The organism is Streptomyces sp. NPDC051173, assembly GCF_040689515.1.
GTDB lineage: Bacteria > Actinomycetota > Actinomycetes > Streptomycetales > Streptomycetaceae > Streptomyces.
In genome coordinates this window covers 12,591-33,025 of the sequence record NZ_JBFBBD010000074.1, presented here as the reverse complement: position 1 = coordinate 33,025, position 20,435 = coordinate 12,591, and the positions used below count along the sequence as shown (strand labels likewise).

General features: G+C 71.0%; 18 protein-coding genes. 8 read left to right on the top strand and 10 right to left on the bottom strand.

The genetic code is table 11. The features are described 5' to 3' along the window. The 4 genes from cynS to AB0435_RS28230 all read right to left on the bottom strand — a co-directional run. The coding region (cynS, locus tag AB0435_RS28245) for a cyanase (protein ID WP_366428250.1) at nt 1-431 on the bottom strand (431 nt) is incomplete at its 3' end. 69 nt (nt 432-500) lie between these two features. Continuing rightward, entirely contained in the window at nt 501-1,091 is a 591-nt protein-coding gene (locus tag AB0435_RS28240; RefSeq protein ID WP_366008003.1) for a carbonic anhydrase, read from the bottom strand. Between the two features lie 339 nt (nt 1,092-1,430). After that, the gene (locus AB0435_RS28235) at nt 1,431-1,991 is read right to left on the bottom strand and encodes a hypothetical protein (protein ID WP_366428249.1); all 561 of its coding nucleotides are present in this window, start codon (nt 1,989-1,991) and stop codon (nt 1,431-1,433) included. A gap of 69 nt (nt 1,992-2,060) precedes the next feature. Then, a complete protein-coding gene (locus AB0435_RS28230; protein WP_366008001.1) occupies nt 2,061-2,495 on the bottom strand; it encodes a hypothetical protein in 435 nt (144 codons plus the stop codon). A 274-nt stretch (nt 2,496-2,769) separates the two neighbouring features. Between AB0435_RS28230 and AB0435_RS28225 the strand changes: the two genes are divergently transcribed. Next, nucleotides 2,770-4,344 carry a GMC family oxidoreductase N-terminal domain-containing protein gene (locus AB0435_RS28225; RefSeq protein ID WP_366008000.1) on the top strand — a complete coding sequence of 525 codons (1,575 nt, stop codon included), beginning with the start codon at nt 2,770-2,772 and terminating at the stop codon, nt 4,342-4,344. A gap of 33 nt (nt 4,345-4,377) precedes the next feature. Here AB0435_RS28225 and AB0435_RS28220 read toward each other — a convergent pair whose 3' ends face one another. Next, entirely contained in the window at nt 4,378-4,809 is a 432-nt protein-coding gene (locus AB0435_RS28220) for a nuclear transport factor 2 family protein (RefSeq protein WP_366007999.1), read from the bottom strand. Between the two features lie 86 nt (nt 4,810-4,895). Between AB0435_RS28220 and AB0435_RS28215 the strand changes: the two genes are divergently transcribed. Next, nucleotides 4,896-5,465, top strand: a complete 570-nt coding sequence (locus AB0435_RS28215) for a PadR family transcriptional regulator (RefSeq protein WP_366007998.1) — start codon at nt 4,896-4,898, stop codon at nt 5,463-5,465. A 104-nt stretch (nt 5,466-5,569) separates the two neighbouring features. Here AB0435_RS28215 and AB0435_RS28210 read toward each other — a convergent pair whose 3' ends face one another. Beyond that, nucleotides 5,570-6,475, bottom strand: coding sequence for a hypothetical protein (locus AB0435_RS28210; protein WP_366007997.1), 906 nt, complete (start codon nt 6,473-6,475; stop codon nt 5,570-5,572). 283 nt (nt 6,476-6,758) lie between these two features. Between AB0435_RS28210 and AB0435_RS28205 the strand changes: the two genes are divergently transcribed. Continuing rightward, nucleotides 6,759-6,917, top strand: a complete 159-nt coding sequence (locus tag AB0435_RS28205) for a hypothetical protein (protein WP_366007996.1) — start codon at nt 6,759-6,761, stop codon at nt 6,915-6,917. Here the strand turns inward: AB0435_RS28205 and AB0435_RS28200 are convergent. Then, a complete protein-coding gene (locus tag AB0435_RS28200) occupies nt 6,901-7,785 on the bottom strand; it encodes a trypsin-like serine protease (RefSeq protein WP_366007994.1) in 885 nt (294 codons plus the stop codon). The genes AB0435_RS28205 and AB0435_RS28200 overlap by 17 nt on opposite strands. Nucleotides 7,786-7,898: 113 nt before the next feature. Beyond that, the gene (locus AB0435_RS28195; protein ID WP_366428248.1) at nt 7,899-9,140 is read right to left on the bottom strand and encodes an MFS transporter; all 1,242 of its coding nucleotides are present in this window, start codon (nt 9,138-9,140) and stop codon (nt 7,899-7,901) included. A 428-nt stretch (nt 9,141-9,568) separates the two neighbouring features. Between AB0435_RS28195 and AB0435_RS28190 the strand changes: the two genes are divergently transcribed. The 3 genes from AB0435_RS28190 (at nt 9,569) to AB0435_RS28180 (ending at nt 14,497) form a co-directional block, all read left to right on the top strand. After that, nucleotides 9,569-11,056: an FG-GAP-like repeat-containing protein gene (locus AB0435_RS28190; RefSeq protein ID WP_366007992.1), complete on the top strand. Its 1,488-nt coding sequence runs from the start codon at nt 9,569-9,571 to the stop codon at nt 11,054-11,056. Nucleotides 11,057-11,154: 98 nt separating this feature from the next. After that, on the top strand, nt 11,155-12,336 hold the full coding sequence (locus AB0435_RS28185; protein ID WP_366007991.1) for an FG-GAP-like repeat-containing protein: 1,182 nt from the start codon (nt 11,155-11,157) through the stop codon (nt 12,334-12,336). 76 nt (nt 12,337-12,412) lie between these two features. Next, a complete protein-coding gene (locus AB0435_RS28180; protein ID WP_366428247.1) occupies nt 12,413-14,497 on the top strand; it encodes a VCBS repeat-containing protein in 2,085 nt (694 codons plus the stop codon). Nucleotides 14,498-14,578: 81 nt separating this feature from the next. Here the strand turns inward: AB0435_RS28180 and AB0435_RS28175 are convergent, their stop codons facing one another. Together AB0435_RS28175 and AB0435_RS28170 are read right to left on the bottom strand one after the other, a co-directional pair. Beyond that, on the bottom strand, nt 14,579-15,331 hold the full coding sequence (locus AB0435_RS28175) for a TetR/AcrR family transcriptional regulator C-terminal domain-containing protein (protein WP_366428246.1): 753 nt from the start codon (nt 15,329-15,331) through the stop codon (nt 14,579-14,581). A gap of 98 nt (nt 15,332-15,429) precedes the next feature. Then, complete coding sequence (locus AB0435_RS28170) at nt 15,430-16,518, bottom strand: mechanosensitive ion channel family protein (RefSeq protein ID WP_366428245.1); 1,089 nt, start codon at nt 16,516-16,518, stop codon at nt 15,430-15,432. 1,246 nt (nt 16,519-17,764) lie between these two features. Here AB0435_RS28170 and AB0435_RS28165 point away from each other — a divergent pair. Both AB0435_RS28165 and AB0435_RS28160 read left to right on the top strand, forming a co-directional pair. Beyond that, a complete protein-coding gene (locus tag AB0435_RS28165; protein WP_366428244.1) occupies nt 17,765-18,061 on the top strand; it encodes a hypothetical protein in 297 nt (98 codons plus the stop codon). Nucleotides 18,062-18,310: 249 nt separating this feature from the next. Beyond that, on the top strand, nt 18,311-20,281 hold the full coding sequence (locus AB0435_RS28160) for an amino acid transporter (protein WP_366008141.1): 1,971 nt from the start codon (nt 18,311-18,313) through the stop codon (nt 20,279-20,281). Nucleotides 20,282-20,435: the final 154 nt, after the last annotated feature.

Below are 20,435 nucleotides of genomic sequence, written 5' to 3'. Positions count from 1 at the left end.
ATGACGGCGCGCTCGCCGCCCTCGGGGTCGGCGACCTTCTTCACGTCCAGCTTGAAGTTGATCGCGGAGATGATGCCGTCACCGAACTCCTCGTGGACCAGGGCCTTCAGCGTGGTGCCGTAGACCTGGAGCATCTCGTAGAAGCGGTAGATGGTCGGGTCGGTCGGGATGCCGCCGGGGATGGAGCCCCGGGTCGGGACGGCCTGCAGCAGCATCGCGGCGTCGTCGTCCAGGCCCAGGAGCTCGGCGACCGCCTTGGCCGAAGCCTCGGGCAGCGGGTGCTGGCCGAGCACGGCGGCGGTGACGAAGGCGACGGACAGGCCCGCGGCGTCGGCGATCTGCTGCCAGGACAGGTCCTTGCGGATCTTGGCCTCGACCGCGGCGACGGCGAGCTGCTCACGGGCGGTGGGGTCGAACTGGGCGTGCACCATGGGAGGGATTCCTTTCGGATGTGCCGCTCGCGGGGAAAAGGGGGAGCGGCGGAGATTTTTTTGGGGGGCTCAGGCCGCGAGGGCGGTGGCGTCGAGGTCCTCGACGGTGCCGGTGGGGATGTCGTAGACCCAGCCGCGCAGGTTCACCTTCCGCTGCGCCAGGGCGCGGGCGACCGAGGGGTGGGTGGCCAGGTTCGCCAGCTGGGCGAGCACGTTCTCGCGCACCAGGGACGCCACGCGCTGCGCACCGGCCTCGATGTCGGTGCGGGCCAGGGAGGCGTCCGCGTGCCGCAGCCAGTCGGCGATCGCGGGTGCGCCGCTGAGGTCGTGGTGCTCGGCGAGGGCGGTCATCGCGCCACAGGCGGAGTGCCCGCAGACCACGATGTCGGTGACGCCCAGGACGGCGACGGCGTACTCGATGCTCGCCGCCACCCCGTCGGCTTCGGGGCTGTAGGCGGGCACCAGGTTCCCGGCGGTACGGATGACGAACAGCTCGCCCGGCTCGCTCTGGGTGATCAGCTCGGGTACGACGCGGGCGTCGGAGCAGCTGATGAACAGCGTCGTCGGCCGGTGGTGCGCGGCCAGGTGGGCGAAGAGCTCCGCCTTGGCCGGATAGACGTCCCGCTGGAACCGTGCGACGCCCTCGGTGAGGTCCTGCATGGTCACTCCCTTCGGTGGCTGTCTGCCCCGTGGGGCTGACGGGATCCACCATGCACGACCTGCACCTATAGCGTCCAAGAGTTGTTGACCATGACTTCTATCGATGTCATCTATAGGTGCGCTCATGGTGCGGGAACGCCGTCACCTGCACCACCTGCTCGCCGTCGCCGAGCACGTCGGCTTCCCCCGCGCCCGCCGCCTCGTGGGCCATTCCGGGTACGGAGGGGGAAACCGGGCCGCCGTAGCCGCCGCGCGGCTCCCGGACGTGGGTCGCGGCCCCCCCCGCCGCGGACGCGCGTGCTCTCTCACGTCACGTCAAGGCGTGCCGTCCCGCACGGCTCAGGCCAGACCGCCGAGGGTGTACCGGTCGAAGGCGTCGTACAGGTCTTCCTCGTCCGGGACGGCGGCGTCGATCGAGGGCGCGGCGGCCGATGCGAGAAGGGCGGTGAGGCGCGCGAGCGCGGGGAAGCGCGCTTCGGCGTCAGGGTGGACGGCCTGGGCGCCGGAGAGGAAGGGGGCCGACGCCGCGTCGCCGACGGGGTACCCGCCGGCGACGTACACGGTGTACGGCCGGGCGGTGACCTCGGCGAAGGGGCCGGTGGCCAGGCTGCGCAGGCAGTCGGCCAGGGGAGCGGCCGAGCGCGCGGGCTCCCGGTCGTGCTCGGTGTGGTCCACCCAGTGGTGCGGCACCGTGCGCACCCGGGTGACGACCTCCCGCCGTACGGACGGGGCCAGGCCGAGCCAGGCCGCGCCGGGCGCGAGACCGGTGAGCGCGGACGCCGCGCGCTCCTCGGCCTCCCCGAGGCGCGCGGTCTCCACGGCGAACGCGGTGAGGGCAAAAGCTGGAGCCGGCTGGCCGATCCGGTCGGTGACCGCGAGGAAGACGGTGTATCCGTTCATGCTGTGCGCCTTGAGGAAGGAGGGGCGTGGCCGGGCGGGCACCATGGCCGGACCGGCCACGGTGAGCGGTTACTTCTTGATGCAGATCTTGCCCTGGCTGTGGTTCTCCAGGGTGGTGCTGTGCGCCTGGCCCCCGGCCGTGATGGTGAAGGTCGCCTTGGCCGAGTAGGAGTGGCACTGGCCCTTCGGCGGCGGCCAGTTGGCCACGACCCGCGCCTTGAACTTGTTCTTGCCGGAGCCGGTGTTGTGCGCGACCTGGGTGCCTTCCTTGTAGAGGGTGACGGAGATCGAGTATTCGGGCATCTTCTGCTTGCAGCCCTTGAGGTCGGCGTGGACATTGATGACGTCCGGATTGGTGTGCGACTCGTGCGGCGAGTCGAGCGCGGCCTCGCACTTGTCCCACACGGCGGCCGGGGCCGCGGCCTGCGGGGCCATGGCGTGGGCCTGGAAGGGTACGAGCAGACACGCGGCGGCTATCGCGCCCGTGACGAGCTGGCGTTTCATCACGTACCTCCAAAAGGTCGGGAATACGCGGCGAACCTATGCCCCGGCGGCGGTCATCGCCATGAGGTATCAGGCCAGTTGAGGTCACCCGTGGGAAACGCGCCGCCCGCCGTGATTCCGGCCCGTGCGACGGGTGTCCGGGCCTTTCGCCGTGACCTACGCTGCCGAGGTCGGACTCCCACGCCCACCGGCCGCGGGGCCGGGCTCCGGTGCGGGCGGTCCGGCAACTGCCGTGCGCCGGCACGGCACGCCGTTCATCAGGGAGGGGAAGCCCATGAGTGACGGAACCCACGACTACATCGTGGTGGGGGCGGGATCGGCCGGCTGCGTGCTGGCGGCGAGGCTCAGCGAGGACCCGGGCGTCCGTGTACTGCTGCTGGAGGCCGGCCCCGCCGACGACGTCCCGGAGATCCACGTCCCGGTGGCGTTCGCGCAGCTCTTCCGGACCGCGTACGACTGGGACTACATGACGGAGCCCGAGCCGGGGCTGGACGGCCGCCGCCGCTACCTCCCACGCGGCCGGATGCTCGGCGGCTCGTCCTCCATGAACGCGATGGTCTACATCCGGGGCAACCACGCGGACTACGACGCCTGGTCGGACGCCGGCGCCAAGGGGTGGAGCTGGGACGAGGTCTTCCCCTACTTCCTGCGCGCCGAGGACCACCACGGCGGCCCGTCGCGCTGGCACGCCGCCGGAGGCCCCCTCACCGTCAGCGAAGGCCGCTCCCGCCATCCGCTGATGACGGCCTATGTGGAGGCGGCGCTGGAAGCGGGCCACCCCTTCAACCCGGACTTCAACGGCCCCCGGCAGGACGGCTTCGGCCCCTACGACCTCACCCAGCGCGACGGCCTGCGGTGCAGCACGGCCGACGCGTACCTGCGCCCCGCCATGGAGCGGCCGAACCTCCAGGTGCTCACCGGCGCCCAGTGCACCCGGCTGCTCTTCTCCGGCGAGCGGGTCGTCGGCGTCGAGGCCGAACGGTACGGCGTGCCGATGGAACTGCGCGCGGAGCGGGAGGTCGTCCTCGCGGCGGGTTCCTACAACTCGCCGCAGATCCTGATGCTTTCGGGAATCGGCATCGCCGCCGAGCTCGAAGCGCTCGGCATCGAGCCCCGCGCCGACCTCCCCGTCGGGGAGAACCTCCAGGACCACGGGCACCTACCCCTGATCCATCTCACCGACACGGAGACCCTGCTGACCGCGCGGACCGCCGAGAACCTCGCGCTGCTGGAGTCCGAGGGGCGCGGGCCGCTCACCTCGAACGCGGGTGAGGCCGGTGGCTTCGTCCGCACGCTCGACGGGCTGGACGCCCCGGACGTGCAGATCCACGCGCTGCCGGGGATGTTCCACGAGGAGGGTCTCGGCTCACCGGCCCTGCACGGGTTCCACCACGGCGCGGTGCTGCTGACCGCCACCAGCCGAGGCAAGGTCTCCCTGCGGTCCACCCTGCCCGGCGCCAAGCCGCGGATCCTGCACAACTACCTCTCCACGGAGGAGGACCGCGCGGCGGCGGTCCGGGCCCTGCGGGTGCTGCTCGACATCGCCGGGCGCCCGGCCCTGCGGGCGCACCGGCGCTCCGACCACCTCGTGCCGCGTTCCGACAGCGATGCCGACCTCCTGGACCACGCCCGGCGTGAACTGCACACGCTCTACCACCCCGCGGGCACCTGCGCGATGGGCCCGGTCGTCGACTACGAGCTCCGGGTGCACGGGGTGAGCGGGCTGCGGGTGGCCGACGCCTCGGTCATGCCGACCCTCCTACGGGGCAACACCAACGCGCCCACCATCATGATCGCGGAGAAGGCCGCCGACCTGATCCGCGGCGTCACGTCCGGACCGGCTGCCTGACCCCGAAGGCGTCGAAGGGGCGGCGGAGAAGGTTCAGTCGCCGACGGGCCCGGGGACGAGGCCGTCGGCGACCAGGCCCGCGAACACGGCCTCGCTCAGGGCGTGCACGGCGGACAGCGGCCGGACCATCACCGTGAACTCCTTCACCCTGCCCGCCCCGTCGAACTGGAGCAGGTCGATGCCGTGGACCTGCTTGCCGTGCACGGTGGCCCGGAAGGGGAGGACCGCGGACGGAGCCTCGTCACCGCCGGCGCTGGTCTCGGCCTCGCCCGTGAAGTGGCCGACGTAGCGGAAGTCCTCGAAGGTGCGCAGCAGCACCCTCAGCAGCCCGAGCATCATGGGCCTGCCCTCGAAGGGGGTGAACTTCACGGGGCTGTAGAAGCGTATGTCCTCGGTGAACAGGTCTTCCATCGCGTCGAAATCGTGTGCCTCGACGGCGGCGCGGAAGCGTGCGGCGGTCTCCATGACTCCTCCTGATACTCAAGGATCTGACTAGTCATTTCCTTGAGTATGCTGCCCGGGAGGGAGAGGAAAGGGAAGGGGGCGCTTCGATGGCTCTGCGGCACGCGGTGCTGGCGGCGCTGCTGGACGGCGAGCTCAGCGGTTACCAGTTGGCCAAGGCGTTCGACGTCGGCGTCGCGAACTTCTGGCACGCCCTGCCGCAGCAGTTGTACGCGGAGTTGACCAAGCTGGAGAGGGAGGGGCTGGTCGCGGGCCGTCAGGTGGTCCAGGAGGCCAGGCCCAACAAGCGCCTGTTCCACGTCACCGACGCCGGTCTCGCGGAGCTGGAGCGGTTCGCGGCGGCCGTGTCGAAGCCCTCGTTCATCCGCGACGACCTGCTCGTCAAGGTCCAGGCCGCCGATCGCGTCGACACCGGGCCGGTGATCGACCAGTTGGAGGAACGGGCGGCCGCGGCCGACGCCAGGGTCGGGCTCTTCGGCGAACTCCTGCGGCGGATGCGCGGCGACACCGACGAGGAGGAGTTCCTGAGCCGGGGGGCGCGGATCGGGCCCTATCTGACCTGCCTGCGCGGCCTGGCCTTCGAAGAGGGACACCGGGACTGGTGCCTGCGGATCGCGGGCGTCCTGCGGGCGAGGCGGTCGGCACGTACCCCACGGTGATCCGTGTGCGTGGGGGGTGACGCCTTGTCAGGTCCGGCGTCCATGTGCCAGGTCAGTGGCCGGAAGGTGAAACCGATGTCCGGCGCGCGCTCACGCGGGCTCGCTCACTTGCCGCAGATGGGGGACACGTCACCCGAGCCGACGAAGACGGCGTAGCCGTCGCAGCCGCCGGGGTGGTTCGAGAAGTGGTACTGCAAGCGCCACGGGGGAGTGCCCATCGGCTTCACCAGGGAGACGTACCGGAACGCGTCACCGTGACCGGCGTCCGCGAGCCGGTCGTACGCCTGGGCAGGCGTCATCGTGACCTCCTCGTCGACCGGCAGCGCGCCGACCCACCGGCTCTTGTGCCCGGTGACCGGCCCCAGGGTGCCGTCGAGGTCGCCACTGACCTCCGCGGAGGAGTTGTCGCGGTTGTTGAAGACGAACCGCCAGTGCGTCACCTCCGCCATGTCCTTGGTCGGCCCGCTCGGCGAGTCCCCTGCCGCGACCATCAGCACGGCCTGCGGATTCGACTCGCGCACCCGGTCCGTCGCCCGGCCGATGAGGTCGAGGAGGGAGAGCTCGGCGCGCGCCCCCTCCCGCACGGTGAAGGTCACCTTCCACGGGATGACCACCTGCGGACAGAGGTAGCCCGGGTCCGGAATGCACCGCTGGTACGCCTCGATCTCTGCGGTCCCGGGCCGCACCGCCCGGAACGTCGCCGTCGCGTCGCCGTCCTGCGACGCACCGGCCGTCGTGCGGTCGAAGCTCGGGGACCCGCTCGTGGGCAGGCTCCACGCCCACGTGGCGCCCTGCGAACGGGAGCCGGTCAGCTGCACCTTGACGCCGTCACCGGTCGTGACGTCCAGCTGCCGGCCGTTGTCGGCGTTCGTCAGCGTGACGTCCCCGGCACCGGCCGCCGGGCGGGCACCCGCCGTGTGTGCCGCCGCCGGGGCGGTGCTCAGCGCCATGCTCGCCACCAGCGGCACGGCCAGCAGGGCAGCGGCCTTGAGCGACTTCGGAGTCCTCATGTCGATCCGTCCTCACCTTCGTCGGCTGTACGATCCGGCCCAACGCTGCCCTTCCGGAACGGACTTGTCCGTACCAATTCGCGTCATCCGGGGGAACACGGGCCGGCGCCGGGCCGCGGCGATCGCGGCCGCGCACCGCACGCACACACCCCCGAACAGCGGCCTCCTCCCCAAAAGCCTCGCCCCGCGCGGGTGACCGGAAGCGGATGCTCCCCCTCGTCGGCGCTCGACGGCTCTGCGAAAGTCGGGACGTCTCCCCGATTGCCGATCATGGAGGACTGTCTTGAGAGACGCCGTTCTTACCCGTGCTCTCGCCCGGATGCGCGGCCCGCTGGCCGTCGGCGCGCCTTGGACGTACTGCGCCATGCGTTACGACGACGCCGGCAACGCGACGGCGCCCGCGGCCTTCGAGGTCGGCCAGGGACTCAGCCTCCGGCGCTGACCGCCTTGTCGTACAGCGCCTTGATCGCGTCGTTGAAATACGGGCTGTAGGAGGTGTCGTCGGTGTCGCCGCCGGCCTGGTAGCCGCCGATGACGCCGATGACCTCTCCGGTGTGGGTGACGCGGTCGAAGTCGGTCAGCCAGGGGCTGCCGCTGGTGCCGCCGCTGTAGCCGGTGCAGTCCACCTTCATCTGGTCCGCCTGGAACTTCGTGGTTCTGTTGACGCACGAGATGGGGCTGTCACCGCTCGACGGATAGCCGGTGATCTGCACGTGCTTGTCGAACCCCGTGTTGTAGCCGAAGCGGTTCGCGCCCAGTATGTCGGCGATCCGCTTGCCGCCCACCTTGCCGACGATGACGAAGCCCACGTCGTAGTCGGGGTCGGAGGACTGCGCCCAGTGGTCGTCCACCACCATCTTGCTGACCGGCCAAATGCCGTTGGGCGACTGGCCGTTGCGATAGCCGGGCACGAAGGTCAGGTCGGTCTTGTAGTCGCCGTCCTTCCCGGAGTGGATGCAGTGTGCCGCGGTGATGACGATGGACTTCCCCGGGCTGTCCACGACGCTCCCGGTGCAGAAGTGGTCGCCGGACACGTCGTGGCTGAACACCGCGCCCACCCGGGCGTTCGTCTCGGTCGGCGGCGGGGTGTGGGAGACCCCCAGCTGGTGGCGGAACGGATGGGCGCTCTGCATCCGGCCGACCGTCCACTGGGGTGTCTGCGACGCGGCCGAAAAAGAGGAAGGGGCAGAAGAAGAGGAAGAGGAAGGTGAGACCGTGCCGGCGGCTTCCGGCGCGGTGCCGCTGGAGCAGCCCGGTACGGTGGCGAGCGCGGCCAGAATGGTGATCGCCACTGCGGGACGTCGACGCATGGCCGGATTGTAGGACACCGCTCGGTGCGGGGGCCCGGCATGCCGGGCCGTGGAGCGGTGATGTTCACCGGCCTGTACGAGAGATGTCGCCCCGGCCGGCGTCGCCTCCCCTGTCAGTAACCCGCCACCGCCGTGCCGCCGCCCTCCGCCGCGCCCGGCGCGGGCGCGGTCCGGGGCAGCCGGGTGGACAGGGCGTGCACCCCGGCCGCCAGCACGGCGACCGTCGCCCCGGCCATAAGGAAGGAGCCGCGCGGGGAGACACGGATCACCAGCGGAAGCAGCGCTATGCCCGCCATGCCGCCCAGCCGCGTCGCGGTGTGCTCGACGGCCATCAGCCGCACCCGCTCGGTGGGCGGGAACCTCCCCAGGCGCGCCCGCAGCGAGACCGCCGCCACCGGCGCGACCAGCCCGGTCAGCGCGGACAGCAGCCCCAGCGCCGAGACCCGTCCCACCAGTCCTATGCACGCGGTCGCCACCCCGTCCACCGCCCACGCGCCGCAGCAGACGGCGAACCAGCCTGTCGGCCGCCAGTGGCCGGCCAGCGGATTGCCGATCAGCGCGCCCACGCCGACGGCCGCCGTGAGCAGGCCGTAGACACCCGCCCCGGCGCCGTACCGGGTGGCGAGGAGCACGGGCATCCCCACGGTCGTCGCGGCCGAACACAGCGGCAGCAGGCCGTACACCCCGATCGCCAGCCCGACGCGGGGATGGGCGCGGAGCAGCGGCCGGGCCCGCGCCGACGGCCGCGCGGCCGACGGCCTGCCGGCCATCACGGTGCCGTGCCGGGCCAGCAGGCCGAGCGCCACCGCGGACACGGCGAACGCCGCTCCGTCGCACACGAAGAGCTCGATCCTGGAGAAGACCAGGAGCAGCAGCCCGGCGCTCGCCCGGCCGGTGATGAGGGCGATGCGCGCGGTCAGGTCGAACAACCCGGTCACCTGGTGCACGCGTTCCTCCTCGGCCAGGCCCGGCACCAGGGCCTCCAGGTTCGGGTCGAAGAGGGCGCCGAGGACGCCGAGCAGCAGTACGACGGCGAACAGCACGCATGTCCCGCGGGTGTCGGGCGACCAGAGGAACGGCAGCGCGGCCGTCACGGCCGCCCGCGCCCCGTCCAGCCACGCCAGCGCGCGGCACGACGAGAAGCGGGCGACGAGGTGCCGTCCCAGCGTGCCGAGGACGACATAGGGTGCCGATTCGAGGACCGCCACCAACCCCATGAGCGAGGCCGAGCCCGTGCTCGCGTAGACGCTCCACATCACCGCCACCGCGTACAACCGTTCACCGATGACGGAAAGGCCGCGGGCCAGCCACAGCACGAGCACGGTGGGCTTCCGCAGCAGGCGCAGGTACTCCACGAGCCCTCCTGACCGCACGGCGGCAGGCCGGAGACAGCGGCCCCGACCGTACCGGTGGCCACCCTAGGAGGCAGGGAGCATCAAGGCGTCATTTTCCTCGATTCAATGACCAATGGTGTGATTCGGGCGTGTGTGAGGCGTTCCGGCCGGGGAGAGCCACGGGCCCTGGTGGAGCGTCACGTCGCCGCTGATGCTCAGCCGTCCGGCGCCGAGGGGCAGGGCGTGATCGCCGTCGTACGGCGTGGCCGGTGTCCGGCCCGGGAAGCGGTGGCGGGCATTCCCGTTCCGGGCGGCCGCGCGCACGGCGTACGGGGCTTGCGAACACTGTACGGAGTTGCGTACGGTGTTCCCATCGGTTCGTAGCGGGGGGCCTCTCGGCAGTCGCGCGGAACTCCCGCGCGCCCTCGCCTCTTGAGAAGGAATGTGACATGAACCTGCCACTTCGTATCGCCCTCGCCACCGCCGTGGTCGGTGCTGTGACACTCACGGACGCCGGCGTCACGTTCGCGGCGACGCAGGCCAAGGCCCCCGCCACCGCGCAGAACACGAAGAAGGCCACGGACCACGGCACGTTGAACTCGTTCACCCCGACCGTGCCGAACCCCACCACCGCGACCCGCGCCCAGCTGGACGCCGCCGCCCCCAAGGGCAAGAGACGCTCACTGACCGCCGACTCCAGCGTCGGCGGGACGATAAGCCGCGACGAGGTCATACAGAGAGCCAAGACCTGGACGGACATCGCGGTCCCCTACAGCATGAACAGGTACCGCTCCGACGCCAACGGCAGATACCGCACCGACTGCTCGGGCTTCGTCTCCATGGCCTGGAACCTCAGCTCATCCTCCGCGAACAACTACGGGGAGACCACCGGCACGCTGCTGGACTTCACCTCCTCGATCAGCAAGGAGTCCCTCAAGCCCGGCGACATCCTGCTCAACCCCTCCTCCGGGGCCAGCGGCCACGTGGCCATCTTCGGCGGCTGGGCCGACGCCGATCACACGAAGTACGAGGCGTACGAGGAGTCCGGCGGCGAGCCCAACGGCTACGCCAAGCACAGCACCGTCCCCTACCCGTACTGGCCCGGCCACGGCACCTTCAGCCCCCGCCGCTACGACAAGATCGTCGACAGCGCGTCCTCCGCCACGTCGCCGCTGGTCAACGTGGGTGACCTCAACGGCGATGGCGTGTCGGACCTGTTGGCGCGCCGGAAGTCGGACGGCCATGCGCTGGTGTACTGGGGCAAGGGCGACGGTACGTACACCGACCCGACGGATCTGGGCGGTGGCTGGGACGCCTATGACGCGATGACGGGCGTGGGCGACCTCAACGGCGACAAGGTCTCCGACCTCTTGGTCCGACGGAAGTCCGACGGTCATGCCCTCGTCTACTGGGGCAAGGGCAACGGTGGTTACACCGATCCGACCGACCTCGGTGGTGGCTGGGACGCGTATGACTCGATCACGGGTATCGGTGACATCAACGGTGACAAGGTCCCGGATCTGATGGTGCGTCGTAAGTCTGATGGCCACGCGCTTGTGTACTGGGGCAAGGGCAACGGCGGATATACCGACCCGACGGACCTCGGTGGTGGCTGGGACGCGTATGACGTGATCACGAATGCGGGTGATCTCAAGGGCAATGGTGTCCCGGACTTGTTGGTGCGTCGTAAGTCCGACGGGCACGCTCTGGTGTATTGGGGCAAGGGTGACGGTACGTACACCGATCCCACGGATCTGGGTGCCGGTTGGGACAAGTACGACGTGATCACGGGTGTCGGTGACCTCAATGGTGACAAGGTCCCGGACCTGTTGGTGCGTCGGAAGTCGGACGGTCACGCGCTCGTGTACTGGGGCAAGGGCGACGGTGGTTACACCGATCCGACCGACCTCGGTGGCGGCTGGGGCATTTACTCCTGACCCGCTCGTCGGCAGGGGTCCGGGCTCTGACTGTGCGCCGCACGGCCCGGACCCCTGGCATCGGCAACACCCCACCCCTTCACACGGCAAGGATCCCCATGCCCGAGAACACCCGCACGCCCTCCACCTCGCGGTTCCGTGACGCCGCCGCGGTGCTCACCGTCAGCGCGGCCCTCGCCGCCGGTGCCCTCGGCGCCACTCCCGCGAGCGCCGCGTCGGTCGCCACCTGGGACAAGGTCGCCCAGTGCGAGAGCGGCGGCGACTGGAGCATCATCGACTCCCACCACATGTACTTCGGCGGCCTCCAGATCAACATGGACAACTGGCGGCACTACGGGGGCACCGCGTACGCCGCCCGGCCCGACCTGGCCACGAAGAAGCAGCAGATACTCATCGCCGAGTTGATCCTCAAGGACCAGGGGGCGCGCGCATGGACATGCGCTCCTGGGACCGGCCTCAGCACGGACAAGGCCGACCCCTATCCCGACGAGGGCGCGGCTTCCACCACGTCGCCGCTGGTCAACGTGGGTGACCTCAACGGCGATGGTGTCTCTGATCTGTTGGCGCGCCGGAAGTCGGACGGCCATGCGCTGGTGTACTGGGGCAAGGGCGACGGTACGTACACCGACCCGACGGATCTGGGTGGTGGCTGGGACGCCTATGACGCGATGACGGGTGTGGGTGACCTCAACGGTGACAAGGTCTCGGACCTGTTGGTGCGTCGTAAGTCTGACGGTCATGCCCTCGTCTACTGGGGCAAGGCCGGCGGTGGTTACACCGATCCGACCGACCTCGGTGGTGGTTGGGGTGCGTATGACTCGATCACGGGTGTGGGTGACATCAACGGTGACAAGGTCCCGGATCTGATGGTGCGTCGTAAGTCTGATGGCCACGCGCTTGTGTACTGGGGCAAGGGCAACGGCGGATATACCGACCCGACGGACCTCGGTGGTGGCTGGGACGCGTATGACGTGATCACGAATGCGGGTGATCTCAAGGGCAATGGTGTCCCGGACTTGTTGGTGCGTCGTAAGTCCGACGGGCACGCTCTGGTGTATTGGGGCAAGGGTGACGGTACGTACACCGATCCCACGGATCTGGGTGCCGGTTGGGACAAGTACGACGTGATCACGGGTGTCGGTGACCTCAATGGTGACAAGGTCCCGGACCTGTTGGTGCGTCGGAAGTCGGACGGTCACGCGCTCGTGTACTGGGGCAAGGGCGACGGTGGTTACACCGATCCGACCGACCTCGGTGGCGGCTGGGGCATCTACTCCTGACAGGGCATCATGGGCCGCCGTCACCTCCACGGCCGGCGGCGGCCTTCCCTCACCTCCCGGAAGGACAAGCATCGCCATGACGAGACCGATCCGCGGACCCCGCACGGTCTTCGCGGCCCTGGGCGCGCTGGCGTCCCTGGCAGTGGGGCTCGCGGCCGGCGGCCCGGCTGTCGCCGCCCCCGTCTCCTTGCCCGACGGCGCGGTCGCCACCTACAACGCGGTCACCCGTATCAGCACCGACGGCCTGGGTTTCCAGTGGGACAACGGCCGGGACGCGGGGCGCGTCGCCACCTTCAAGTCCGCCCACTCCTCGCTCGGACGCACCGGCGTCAACGGCGTCCTGGCCGACACGGCGGGCAACACCCCGGCCCGCCCCCTCTGTCACTCGTCCGGCATCGCCGGAGGACAGGGCTTCTGCTGGTCGGCCGAGGACGACGGCACCAGCGGCTGGTTCCCGCAGGGGATCGCCGGCTCCGGTGAGTCACCCCAGGCGCAGGCCCTGGTGAACGGCCGCAAGGTGCTCATCTCCAGCTGGCACGCGCCCGGCGACAAGGCGGAGCGGATCACCTTCGCCGACGTCACCGACCCGGCCCACATCAGCTACCGGCACGCCCTCCTGGTCGGGCTGTCCGACGACAGCAAGAACTTCGCCGCCCTGGGAGGGCACGCCAACAACGTGGTGTGGGCCGGCAGCCGACTGTATGTCGCGGCCATCGGCAGCGGCTTCGACGTGTTCGACCTGAACGAGATCTGGAAGATGGACGCCACCACCGACACATCGGTCGGCGTCGACGCGGCGGGCCGGACGCACGGGGGCGGCTACGACTACGTCCTGCCACGCACCGGCAGTTACGCGTACACCGGCGCGGGCTCGGGCTGCGGGACGTACGAGGGCGCCGGCGTCCCGCAGCGCCCGTGCCTGACCGCGGCGACGCTCGACCTCAGTGGTTCCGCACCCGCCCTGGTCACCGCCGAGGGCGACCCCCACAGCGTGGAGGGCAAGTTCGGCAGGGCCACCGCGCCGATCGTGCGCTGGCCCATCGACCCGGCCACCGGCCGGCTGAAGGCCGACGCCTCGGGGCACGTGCAGGCGTCGGACGCCTTCGCCTCCCCGATGGGCGGCACGCAGGGCGTCGCCATGAACAACGGCCGGTTCGCCCTCGCCGGGGCCTGCCCGGAGTTCATCGACGGTGGCGACGACATCCCCAGCTGTCTGTACGAGGCCCGGCTCGACGAGCCCGTACGCCTCGCCACACGCACCGGCATAAGCCTGGAGAACCTCTCCTACTGGCCCGGCAGCGACGAGCTGTGGATGGTCAACGAGGCCAGGGGAGAGCGCATGGTCGCGCGTATGCCCTGGCCGGACGCTCCCGCCCCGGCGGGCATGGCCCACCTGACCGCCGCCGACTTCACCGGTGACGGCAAGGCCGACCTGGTCGGAGTCGAGACCGACACCGGGAGCCTCTGGCTCTACCCCGGCACCGGTCACGGCACCTTCGGCGACCGCGTCCGGATCGGCACCGGCTGGGGCGGTCTCGGCAAGCTCGCCGCGGGCGACTTCACCGGCGACGGGAAGGCCGACCTGCTCGCCGTCGACTCCGACACCGGCAACCTCTATCTGTACCCGGGCACCGGTGCCGCCAGAGGTATGGACACCCTGGGGGACCGGGTCCGGATCGGCACCGGCTGGAACACCATGCGGGGGCTGACCGTGATGGACGTCGACAAGGACGGCAGGCCCGACCTGGTGGCCGTCGACAAGGACGGCACGCTGTGGGCCTATCCCGGCACCGGTAGCGGCACCCTGGGCGACCGCGTCCGGATCGGCACCGGCTGGGACTCGATGACCGAACTCACCAGCCCCGGCGACCTGAACGCCGATGGCATCGCCGACCTCGTGGCGGTGGACCGCGACGGCAAGTTGTGGGCCTACCCCGGCAGCGGCACCCTCGCCGGAACGGACACCCTGGGCAGCCGCACACAGCTCGGCACGGGCTGGGACACCATGCGGCAGCTGACCGGAGCCGACTTCAACGGTGACGGAAAGGGCGACGTGGCCGCCGTCGAGGCACCCGTCGGCTCCACCGGCGGTCTCTACTTCTACCCGGGCACCGGCGGCAACGCCTTGGGCGACCGCTCCCGGATCGGCACCGGTTGGTAGCCCAGGAACGGCCGGCATGACTTCGCCCCCACCCTCTGCTTTCGAAAGGGTGGGGGCGAAGTCATGCCGGCTCGCGGTGGTCTACGAGCGGCGGAGCCGCATCTCCAGGCCGTCGAGGACGCATTCGAGCCCGTCGGCGAAATTGTCGTTACGGGCGTCGCCCGAGTCCGTCTGCCACTGCTGCGCGGCGTACAGCCTGCTCAGTCGCGGGTATGCCTGCGCGGCCTGCTCGGCCGCCGGCCGCAGGCTGTCCACCCCTTCCTGCTCGCTCATCCCACTGCGGGCGAGCCGGGTCAGCCACGCGGCCTCGGTGGTCGAGACCCCGATGGTGTACGAGACGACCGCGTTCACCGCGAGGTCGGCCTGCTCCAGCGAGAAGCCGGCCTCCTCGAAGATGCCGAGCATGCCCTCGGACAGCCGCATCGCGTTCGGCCCCAAGGAGACCACTCCCGCCTCGCCCAGGGCGGAGACGACCCAGGGGTGCCGGTGGAAGACGGAACGCACGCTCCGGGCGCAGCTGATGACGGCCGAGCGCCACTCCTCCCGCGTCCCGGTGGCGTCGGGCACCTCGACCTCGCCGTAGATCTCGTCCACGACCAGTTCGATGAGCTCGTCCTTGTTGGTCACATGTGTGTACAGCGAGGTGGCACCGGCGTTGAGCCGGGTGCCGAGTTTCCGCATGCTCAGCGCGTCGATCCCGTCGGCGTCCAGCAGTTCGAGGGCGACGGACACGATCTGCTCACGGCTGAGCGTGGGCTGCTCCCGCTTGCGGCGCTGGGGACGGGTCCACACCGACTGGATCGTCTGCTTCGGCTGCTCTTCGGCGATCGGCATGCGGCCTCCTTTTCCTCGGCCCAGGATAGACCCCGTACGGCACGGTGTACGCGCGGGTGTACAACGTGCGGATGCCGAACGGTGTGCGGCGAGTGAGGTCAGCCGGTGCGGTCCGGTGCGGTGTCGAGAGGCGTGCGGGGGTGCGGGATCACCGGGCCCCCGCCCTGCTGCAAGGCGACGGTCCGCGCCGGGGACGGTATCCGGATGCCTTCGGCGCGGTACCGCTGATGCAACCTCTTGATGAATTCGTGCTTGATGCGGTATTTGTCGCTGAACTCACCGACTCCGAGGATCACCGTGAAGCCGATCCGGGAGTCCCCGAACGTGTGGAAGCGTATGGCCGGTTCGTGGTCGGGGACGGCTCCGGCGACGTCCTTCATCACCGTCTCGGCGACCTCGACGGTGACCCGCTCGACGTGCTCCAGGTCGCTGTCGTAGCCGACGCCCACCTGCACCGTGACGGACAGCTTCTGCTCGGGGCGGCTGAAGTTGGTCATGTTCGTGCCGGCGAGCTTGGCGTTCGGGATGATGACCAGGTTGTTGTTGAGCTGCTCGACCACGGTGATGCGCCAGTTGATGTCCCGGACGTACCCCTCCTCGCCGCTGCTGAGGCGGATGTAGTCGCCGGGGTGGACCGTCTTCGAGACGAGGATGTGCACGCCCGCGAAGAGGTTGGCCAGGGTGTCCTTCAGGGCCAGGGCGATCGCCAGACCGCCCACGCCGAGGGCGGTGAGCAGCGGGGCGATGGATATGCCGAGGGTCTGGAGGATGACGAGGAAACCCATCGCCAGGACGGCGATGCGCGTGATGTTGACGAATATCGTGGCCGATCCGGCGACACCGGACCGGGACTGCGCCACGGACTGCACCAGCCCGCTGATCACCCGGGCGGCGGTGAACGTCGCGGTCAGCATGACGAGGGCCGTCAGTACCTGATTGACGTTGTGCCCCACCCGGTGGGTCAGTGGGAGGGCCGCGGCCGCCGCGGCCAGGCCGATCGCCACCGCGGACCAGGGCGCCAGCGTGCGCAGCACGTCGACGATGATGTCGTCCCCGCCCCAGCGGGTCCTGGCGGCCCGCACGGCGAGCCGGCGCAGGATCACCCGCAGGGCGAGGGCCGCGGCCAGGCCGGCGGCCACCGCGATGCCGGCGACGATGACGTCGTGCGGCGTCAGAGCGTGGTTCATCGCCGCCCCGCCTCCGTCGCGGAGGGCGGAGCGACGGCGCAGGACGCCGCCGGAATCCCGGAGTGATGAATCGTCACCTAATACCTGCCTGTCCCGACGATCAAGTCCGCGCCGGGCCTCGGGGGTGGGACCGGCGCGCGAGAACGTATCTTGCACCACGTCAGTTCGGCCCTCGCACACCTGGGTCCCCATGTGTTCGGCGCGGGGTGAGGGCGCGTGCTCGCGAGCCGGCCGGCTCGTACGAAGAGGCGCTGGACAGCGGCTCCTGACGGCCCGTCGATGACGCGGCGGACCGCCGGACACCCGTCTCCGGCGGATGTGTTGTGTTGAGGTCATTTTCCGCCCATCGGAGGAATCTCGCGGGAACCGGGGACGGAAGCGCGGTGGGGTGTGCACGCTGTTCCGCGTGACGGGGTGGAGGAGAGCGGGCTATTCGGTGATGCTGGCAACGGCTGCCGTGCTCACGGTGACCGGCCAGGCGATCGCGGACGACGTGGGGGTGGACTCCACGGTGGGCGGCCTCGCCTCGGAGACCGCCGTCCTGCACCACCTGCCGCCCCTGCTGTGGCCGCACCCGCCTTCCCATGTGGACGCGAGCGTCCTGCACGGCGTCCTGAACGCGACATTGGACGACAACGGCCAGGACTGTCTTACCGCCACCGGCAACGTCCCGAGCCTCGCAACGCACGTGAGCGTGCGGTGGGGTTGCCCCGCGACGCCGCCCCCCGCGCCACCGGCCACCCCTCCGGCCCCTGCCCCCGCGCCGCCCGCTCCTCCGGCCCCTGCCCCCGCGCCGCCCGCTCCACCGGCCCCAGCCCCTGCGCCGCCCGCCCCTCCCGCACCGGCTCCTGCCCCTCCTGCCCCGGCCCCCGGTGCTCCCGCGCCCGCCCCACCGGGCCCGGGAGCCCCTGCCCCCGCCCCTCCTGCCCCCGCTCCCGCACCGCCCGGGCCCGGTGCTCCCGCGCCCGCTCCGCCCGCGCCGGCCCCGGCGCCTCCCGCGCCTCCGGCCCCGGCGCCTCCCGCGCCTCCGGCCCCCGCTCCTCCTGCGCCTCCGGCCCCTGCCCCGCCCGCTCCCGCACCCCCGGCCCCACCGGCGCCCGGCGCCCCGGCACCGGCCCCTCCCGCCCCCGCACCGCCACCGGCTCCGGCGCCGGTGCCACCCGTACCCGCCCCGCCACCGGCCGCACCACCCGCACCGGCTCCCGCCGCACCCGCACCCGCGGTTCCCGCCGCCCCCGCGCCCCCGGTGCCCGCCCCCGCGCCACCCGCCCAACTCCCGCCGGGCGCCGCCCCCGTCGTCCAGGCGCCGCCTCGCGTCTCCCCTCCCTCGGCGCCCTCGGCACCCTCGACGTCGGCCCCGAAGCCGCCGACCCGCCCGCCAGGAGCCGGGCCCCGTCACCCCTCGTACCACAACGCCGCCCCGTCGACCGGCAAGAAGGTGCTGCGCGCGACCTCCGTGGTCACGCTCACCATGCTGCTCGTCACCCCGGCCGTACTGGCGGCGGCGCTCCTGCGTCCGCGCTCCCGCACCCGGCGGGGCTGAGTCCCCGGGCGGCGCGGCCGCCGGGGTCGCGGCGGCCTGATCCGTACGGCATCCCCGCGGTCGGTGTGCGGGCCGCGGGGTCCAGGGCCCGTGAACGTCCGAGTCCCTTCGCGGCATGTTTGTCCCGCTTCATGTTGAAATGCCGGAAAAGGGTGCCCGTTCCGGCGCTGTGAACCCCGGGGAATGGGCGGACGAGGGCCTGATGGATACTCGCTCCTCTTGCCCGAATGATCCAACAGGGGACCACCGATGAGTGCCACGCAGGTCGACAATCCACCCGAACCGGAATCAGCCACCCGCCCCTGGCGGGCCTGGCTGCTGGAGGGGCTGAGCGAGCAGTCCGCCCGGCACCCCGGACCGCACGGCACCCCGCCGGCCGAGCACAAGGGCAACCGGTGGTGGCGGGTGATGTGCCTGACCGGCGTCGACTACTTCTCGACGCTGGGCTATCAGCCGGGCATCGCCGCGCTCGCCGCCGGCCTGCTCTCGCCGATGGCGACCCTCGTGCTCATCGCGCTCACGCTGCTCGGAGCCCTGCCCGTCTACCGCCGGGTGGCCAAGGAGAGCCCGCACGGCGAAGGTTCGATCGCGATGCTGGAGCGGCTGCTGCCCTGGTGGGCGGGGAAGCTCTTCGTGCTGGTGCTGCTCGGCTTCGCCGCCACCGACTTCATGATCACCATCACCTTGTCGGCGGCCGACGCCTCGGCGCACGCCGTGGAGAACCCCTTCGCGCCGCACTGGATGCACGGCGGCAGCATGTGGATCACCCTGGTGCTGATCGCCGCCCTCGGCGCGGTCTTCCTCAAGGGCTTCCGCGAGGCGATCGACGTGGCCGTGGTGCTCGTGTCGGTCTACCTCCTGCTCAACGTCGTCGTGCTCGTCAGCGCGGTCTGGCAGATAGCCGGCCACCCCGTCGCCGTCGGCGACTGGTGGCACGCCGCGTCCGCCGAGCACTCCTCGCCCATGGCCATGATCGGCGTGGCCCTCCTGGTCTTCCCGCGCCTGGCGCTCGGCATGTCCGGCTTCGAGACCGGCGTCGCCGTGATGCCGCAGGTCCGCGGGGATGCCACCGACACCCACGAGAAGCCCGCCGGACGCATCCGCGACACCCGCAAGCTGCTCACCACGGCCGCCCTGATGATGAGCGGGTTCCTGCTCGTCAGCAGCCTGGCCACCACGATCCTCATCCCGGCCAAGGAGTTCGAGAAGGGCGGCGCGGCCAACGGGCGCGCGCTGGCCTATCTGGCGCACCAGCACCTGGGCGAGGCGTTCGGCACGGTCTACGACATCTCGACCATCGCGATCCTGTGGTTCGCGGGCGCCTCCGCGCTGGCCGGGCTGCTCAACCTCGTGCCCCGCTATCTCCCGCGCTACGGGATGGCGCCGGAGTGGGCCGGGGCCGTCCGGCCGCTCGTCCTGCTCTTCATGGCGACCGCCTTCACCGTCACGTTCCTCTTCGACGCCGACGTCGACGCCCAGGGCGGCGCCTACGCCACCGGTGTGCTGGTGCTGATGCTGTCCGCGTCCTTCGCGGCCACCATCGCGGCACACCACCGCGGCCACCGCGTCGCCGCCGTCGGGTTCGGCTTCATCACCGCCGTCTTCGGCTACACCCTGGTCACCAACGTCATCGAGCGCCCCGACGGCCTGAAGATCGCGTCGCTGTTCATCGTGGGCATCCTGCTCACCTCGCTGGCCTCCCGGGTCCACCGGGCCTTCGAACTGCGGGCCGCCGACGTCACCTTCGACGAGACCGCCGCCCGGCTCATCGACGACGCGGCCGCCTCGGGGCCGCTGCGGGTCATCGCCAACGAACCGCAGGAGCGCGACGCTGCCGAGTACCACGCCAAGGAGTACACCCAGCGCGAGGAGACCCACATCCCGAGCGGCGGGCCCGTCCTCTTCCTCGAGGTGACCGTGCGCGACTCCTCCGACTTCGCCACCGATGTCACCGTCACGGGCGAGGAGTGCTACGGCATCCAGATCCTGCGGGTGCAGGGCGCCGGGGTGCCCAACACCATCGCCGCGGTCCTGCTCGAACTGCGCGACCGCACCGGCCAGGTGCCCCACGCGTACTTCAACTGGACCGAAGGACACCCGCTCAGCCACCTGCTGCGGTTCCTCGTCTTCGGTGACGGCGAGGTCGCCCCGGTCACGCGCGAGGTCCTGCGCCGGGCCGAACCCGACCTCACCCGCCGTCCGCGCGTCCACGTCGGCTGACCCGCCCCACCGCCCGCCGGTCCGGCCCGGCGGACGGTGGGAACTCCTCGACCGCCGGGCCGAGCACGGGTCATACAGAGTCATACAAAGAGAAGAATCGCGCACCTGGAGGCTTTCACGCTTGGTACCCGAATGGCACAGCGGATGAACACAA

Bases quoted from the DNA above. Each gene is read 5' to 3' on its own strand.
- AB0435_RS28200 (WP_366007994.1), bottom strand. From the start codon at position 7,785: ATGCGTCGACGTCCCGCAGTGGCGATCACCATTCTGGCCGCGCTCGCC.
- AB0435_RS28225 (WP_366008000.1), top strand. From the start codon at position 2,770: ATGAGTGACGGAACCCACGACTACATCGTGGTGGGGGCGGGATCGGCC.
- AB0435_RS28185 (WP_366007991.1), top strand. From the start codon at position 11,155: ATGCCCGAGAACACCCGCACGCCCTCCACCTCGCGGTTCCGTGACGCC.
- AB0435_RS28175 (WP_366428246.1), bottom strand. From the start codon at position 15,331: ATGCCGATCGCCGAAGAGCAGCCGAAGCAGACGATCCAGTCGGTGTGG.
- AB0435_RS28235 (WP_366428249.1), bottom strand. From the start codon at position 1,991: ATGAACGGATACACCGTCTTCCTCGCGGTCACCGACCGGATCGGCCAG.
- AB0435_RS28210 (WP_366007997.1), bottom strand. From the start codon at position 6,475: ATGAGGACTCCGAAGTCGCTCAAGGCCGCTGCCCTGCTGGCCGTGCCG.
- AB0435_RS28160 (WP_366008141.1), top strand. From the start codon at position 18,311: ATGAGTGCCACGCAGGTCGACAATCCACCCGAACCGGAATCAGCCACC.
- AB0435_RS28230 (WP_366008001.1), bottom strand. From the start codon at position 2,495: ATGAAACGCCAGCTCGTCACGGGCGCGATAGCCGCCGCGTGTCTGCTC.
- AB0435_RS28180 (WP_366428247.1), top strand. From the start codon at position 12,413: ATGACGAGACCGATCCGCGGACCCCGCACGGTCTTCGCGGCCCTGGGC.
- AB0435_RS28215 (WP_366007998.1), top strand. From the start codon at position 4,896: ATGGCTCTGCGGCACGCGGTGCTGGCGGCGCTGCTGGACGGCGAGCTC.
- AB0435_RS28170 (WP_366428245.1), bottom strand. From the start codon at position 16,518: ATGAACCACGCTCTGACGCCGCACGACGTCATCGTCGCCGGCATCGCG.
- AB0435_RS28190 (WP_366007992.1), top strand. From the start codon at position 9,569: ATGAACCTGCCACTTCGTATCGCCCTCGCCACCGCCGTGGTCGGTGCT.
- AB0435_RS28240 (WP_366008003.1), bottom strand. From the start codon at position 1,091: ATGCAGGACCTCACCGAGGGCGTCGCACGGTTCCAGCGGGACGTCTAT.
- AB0435_RS28220 (WP_366007999.1), bottom strand. From the start codon at position 4,809: ATGGAGACCGCCGCACGCTTCCGCGCCGCCGTCGAGGCACACGATTTC.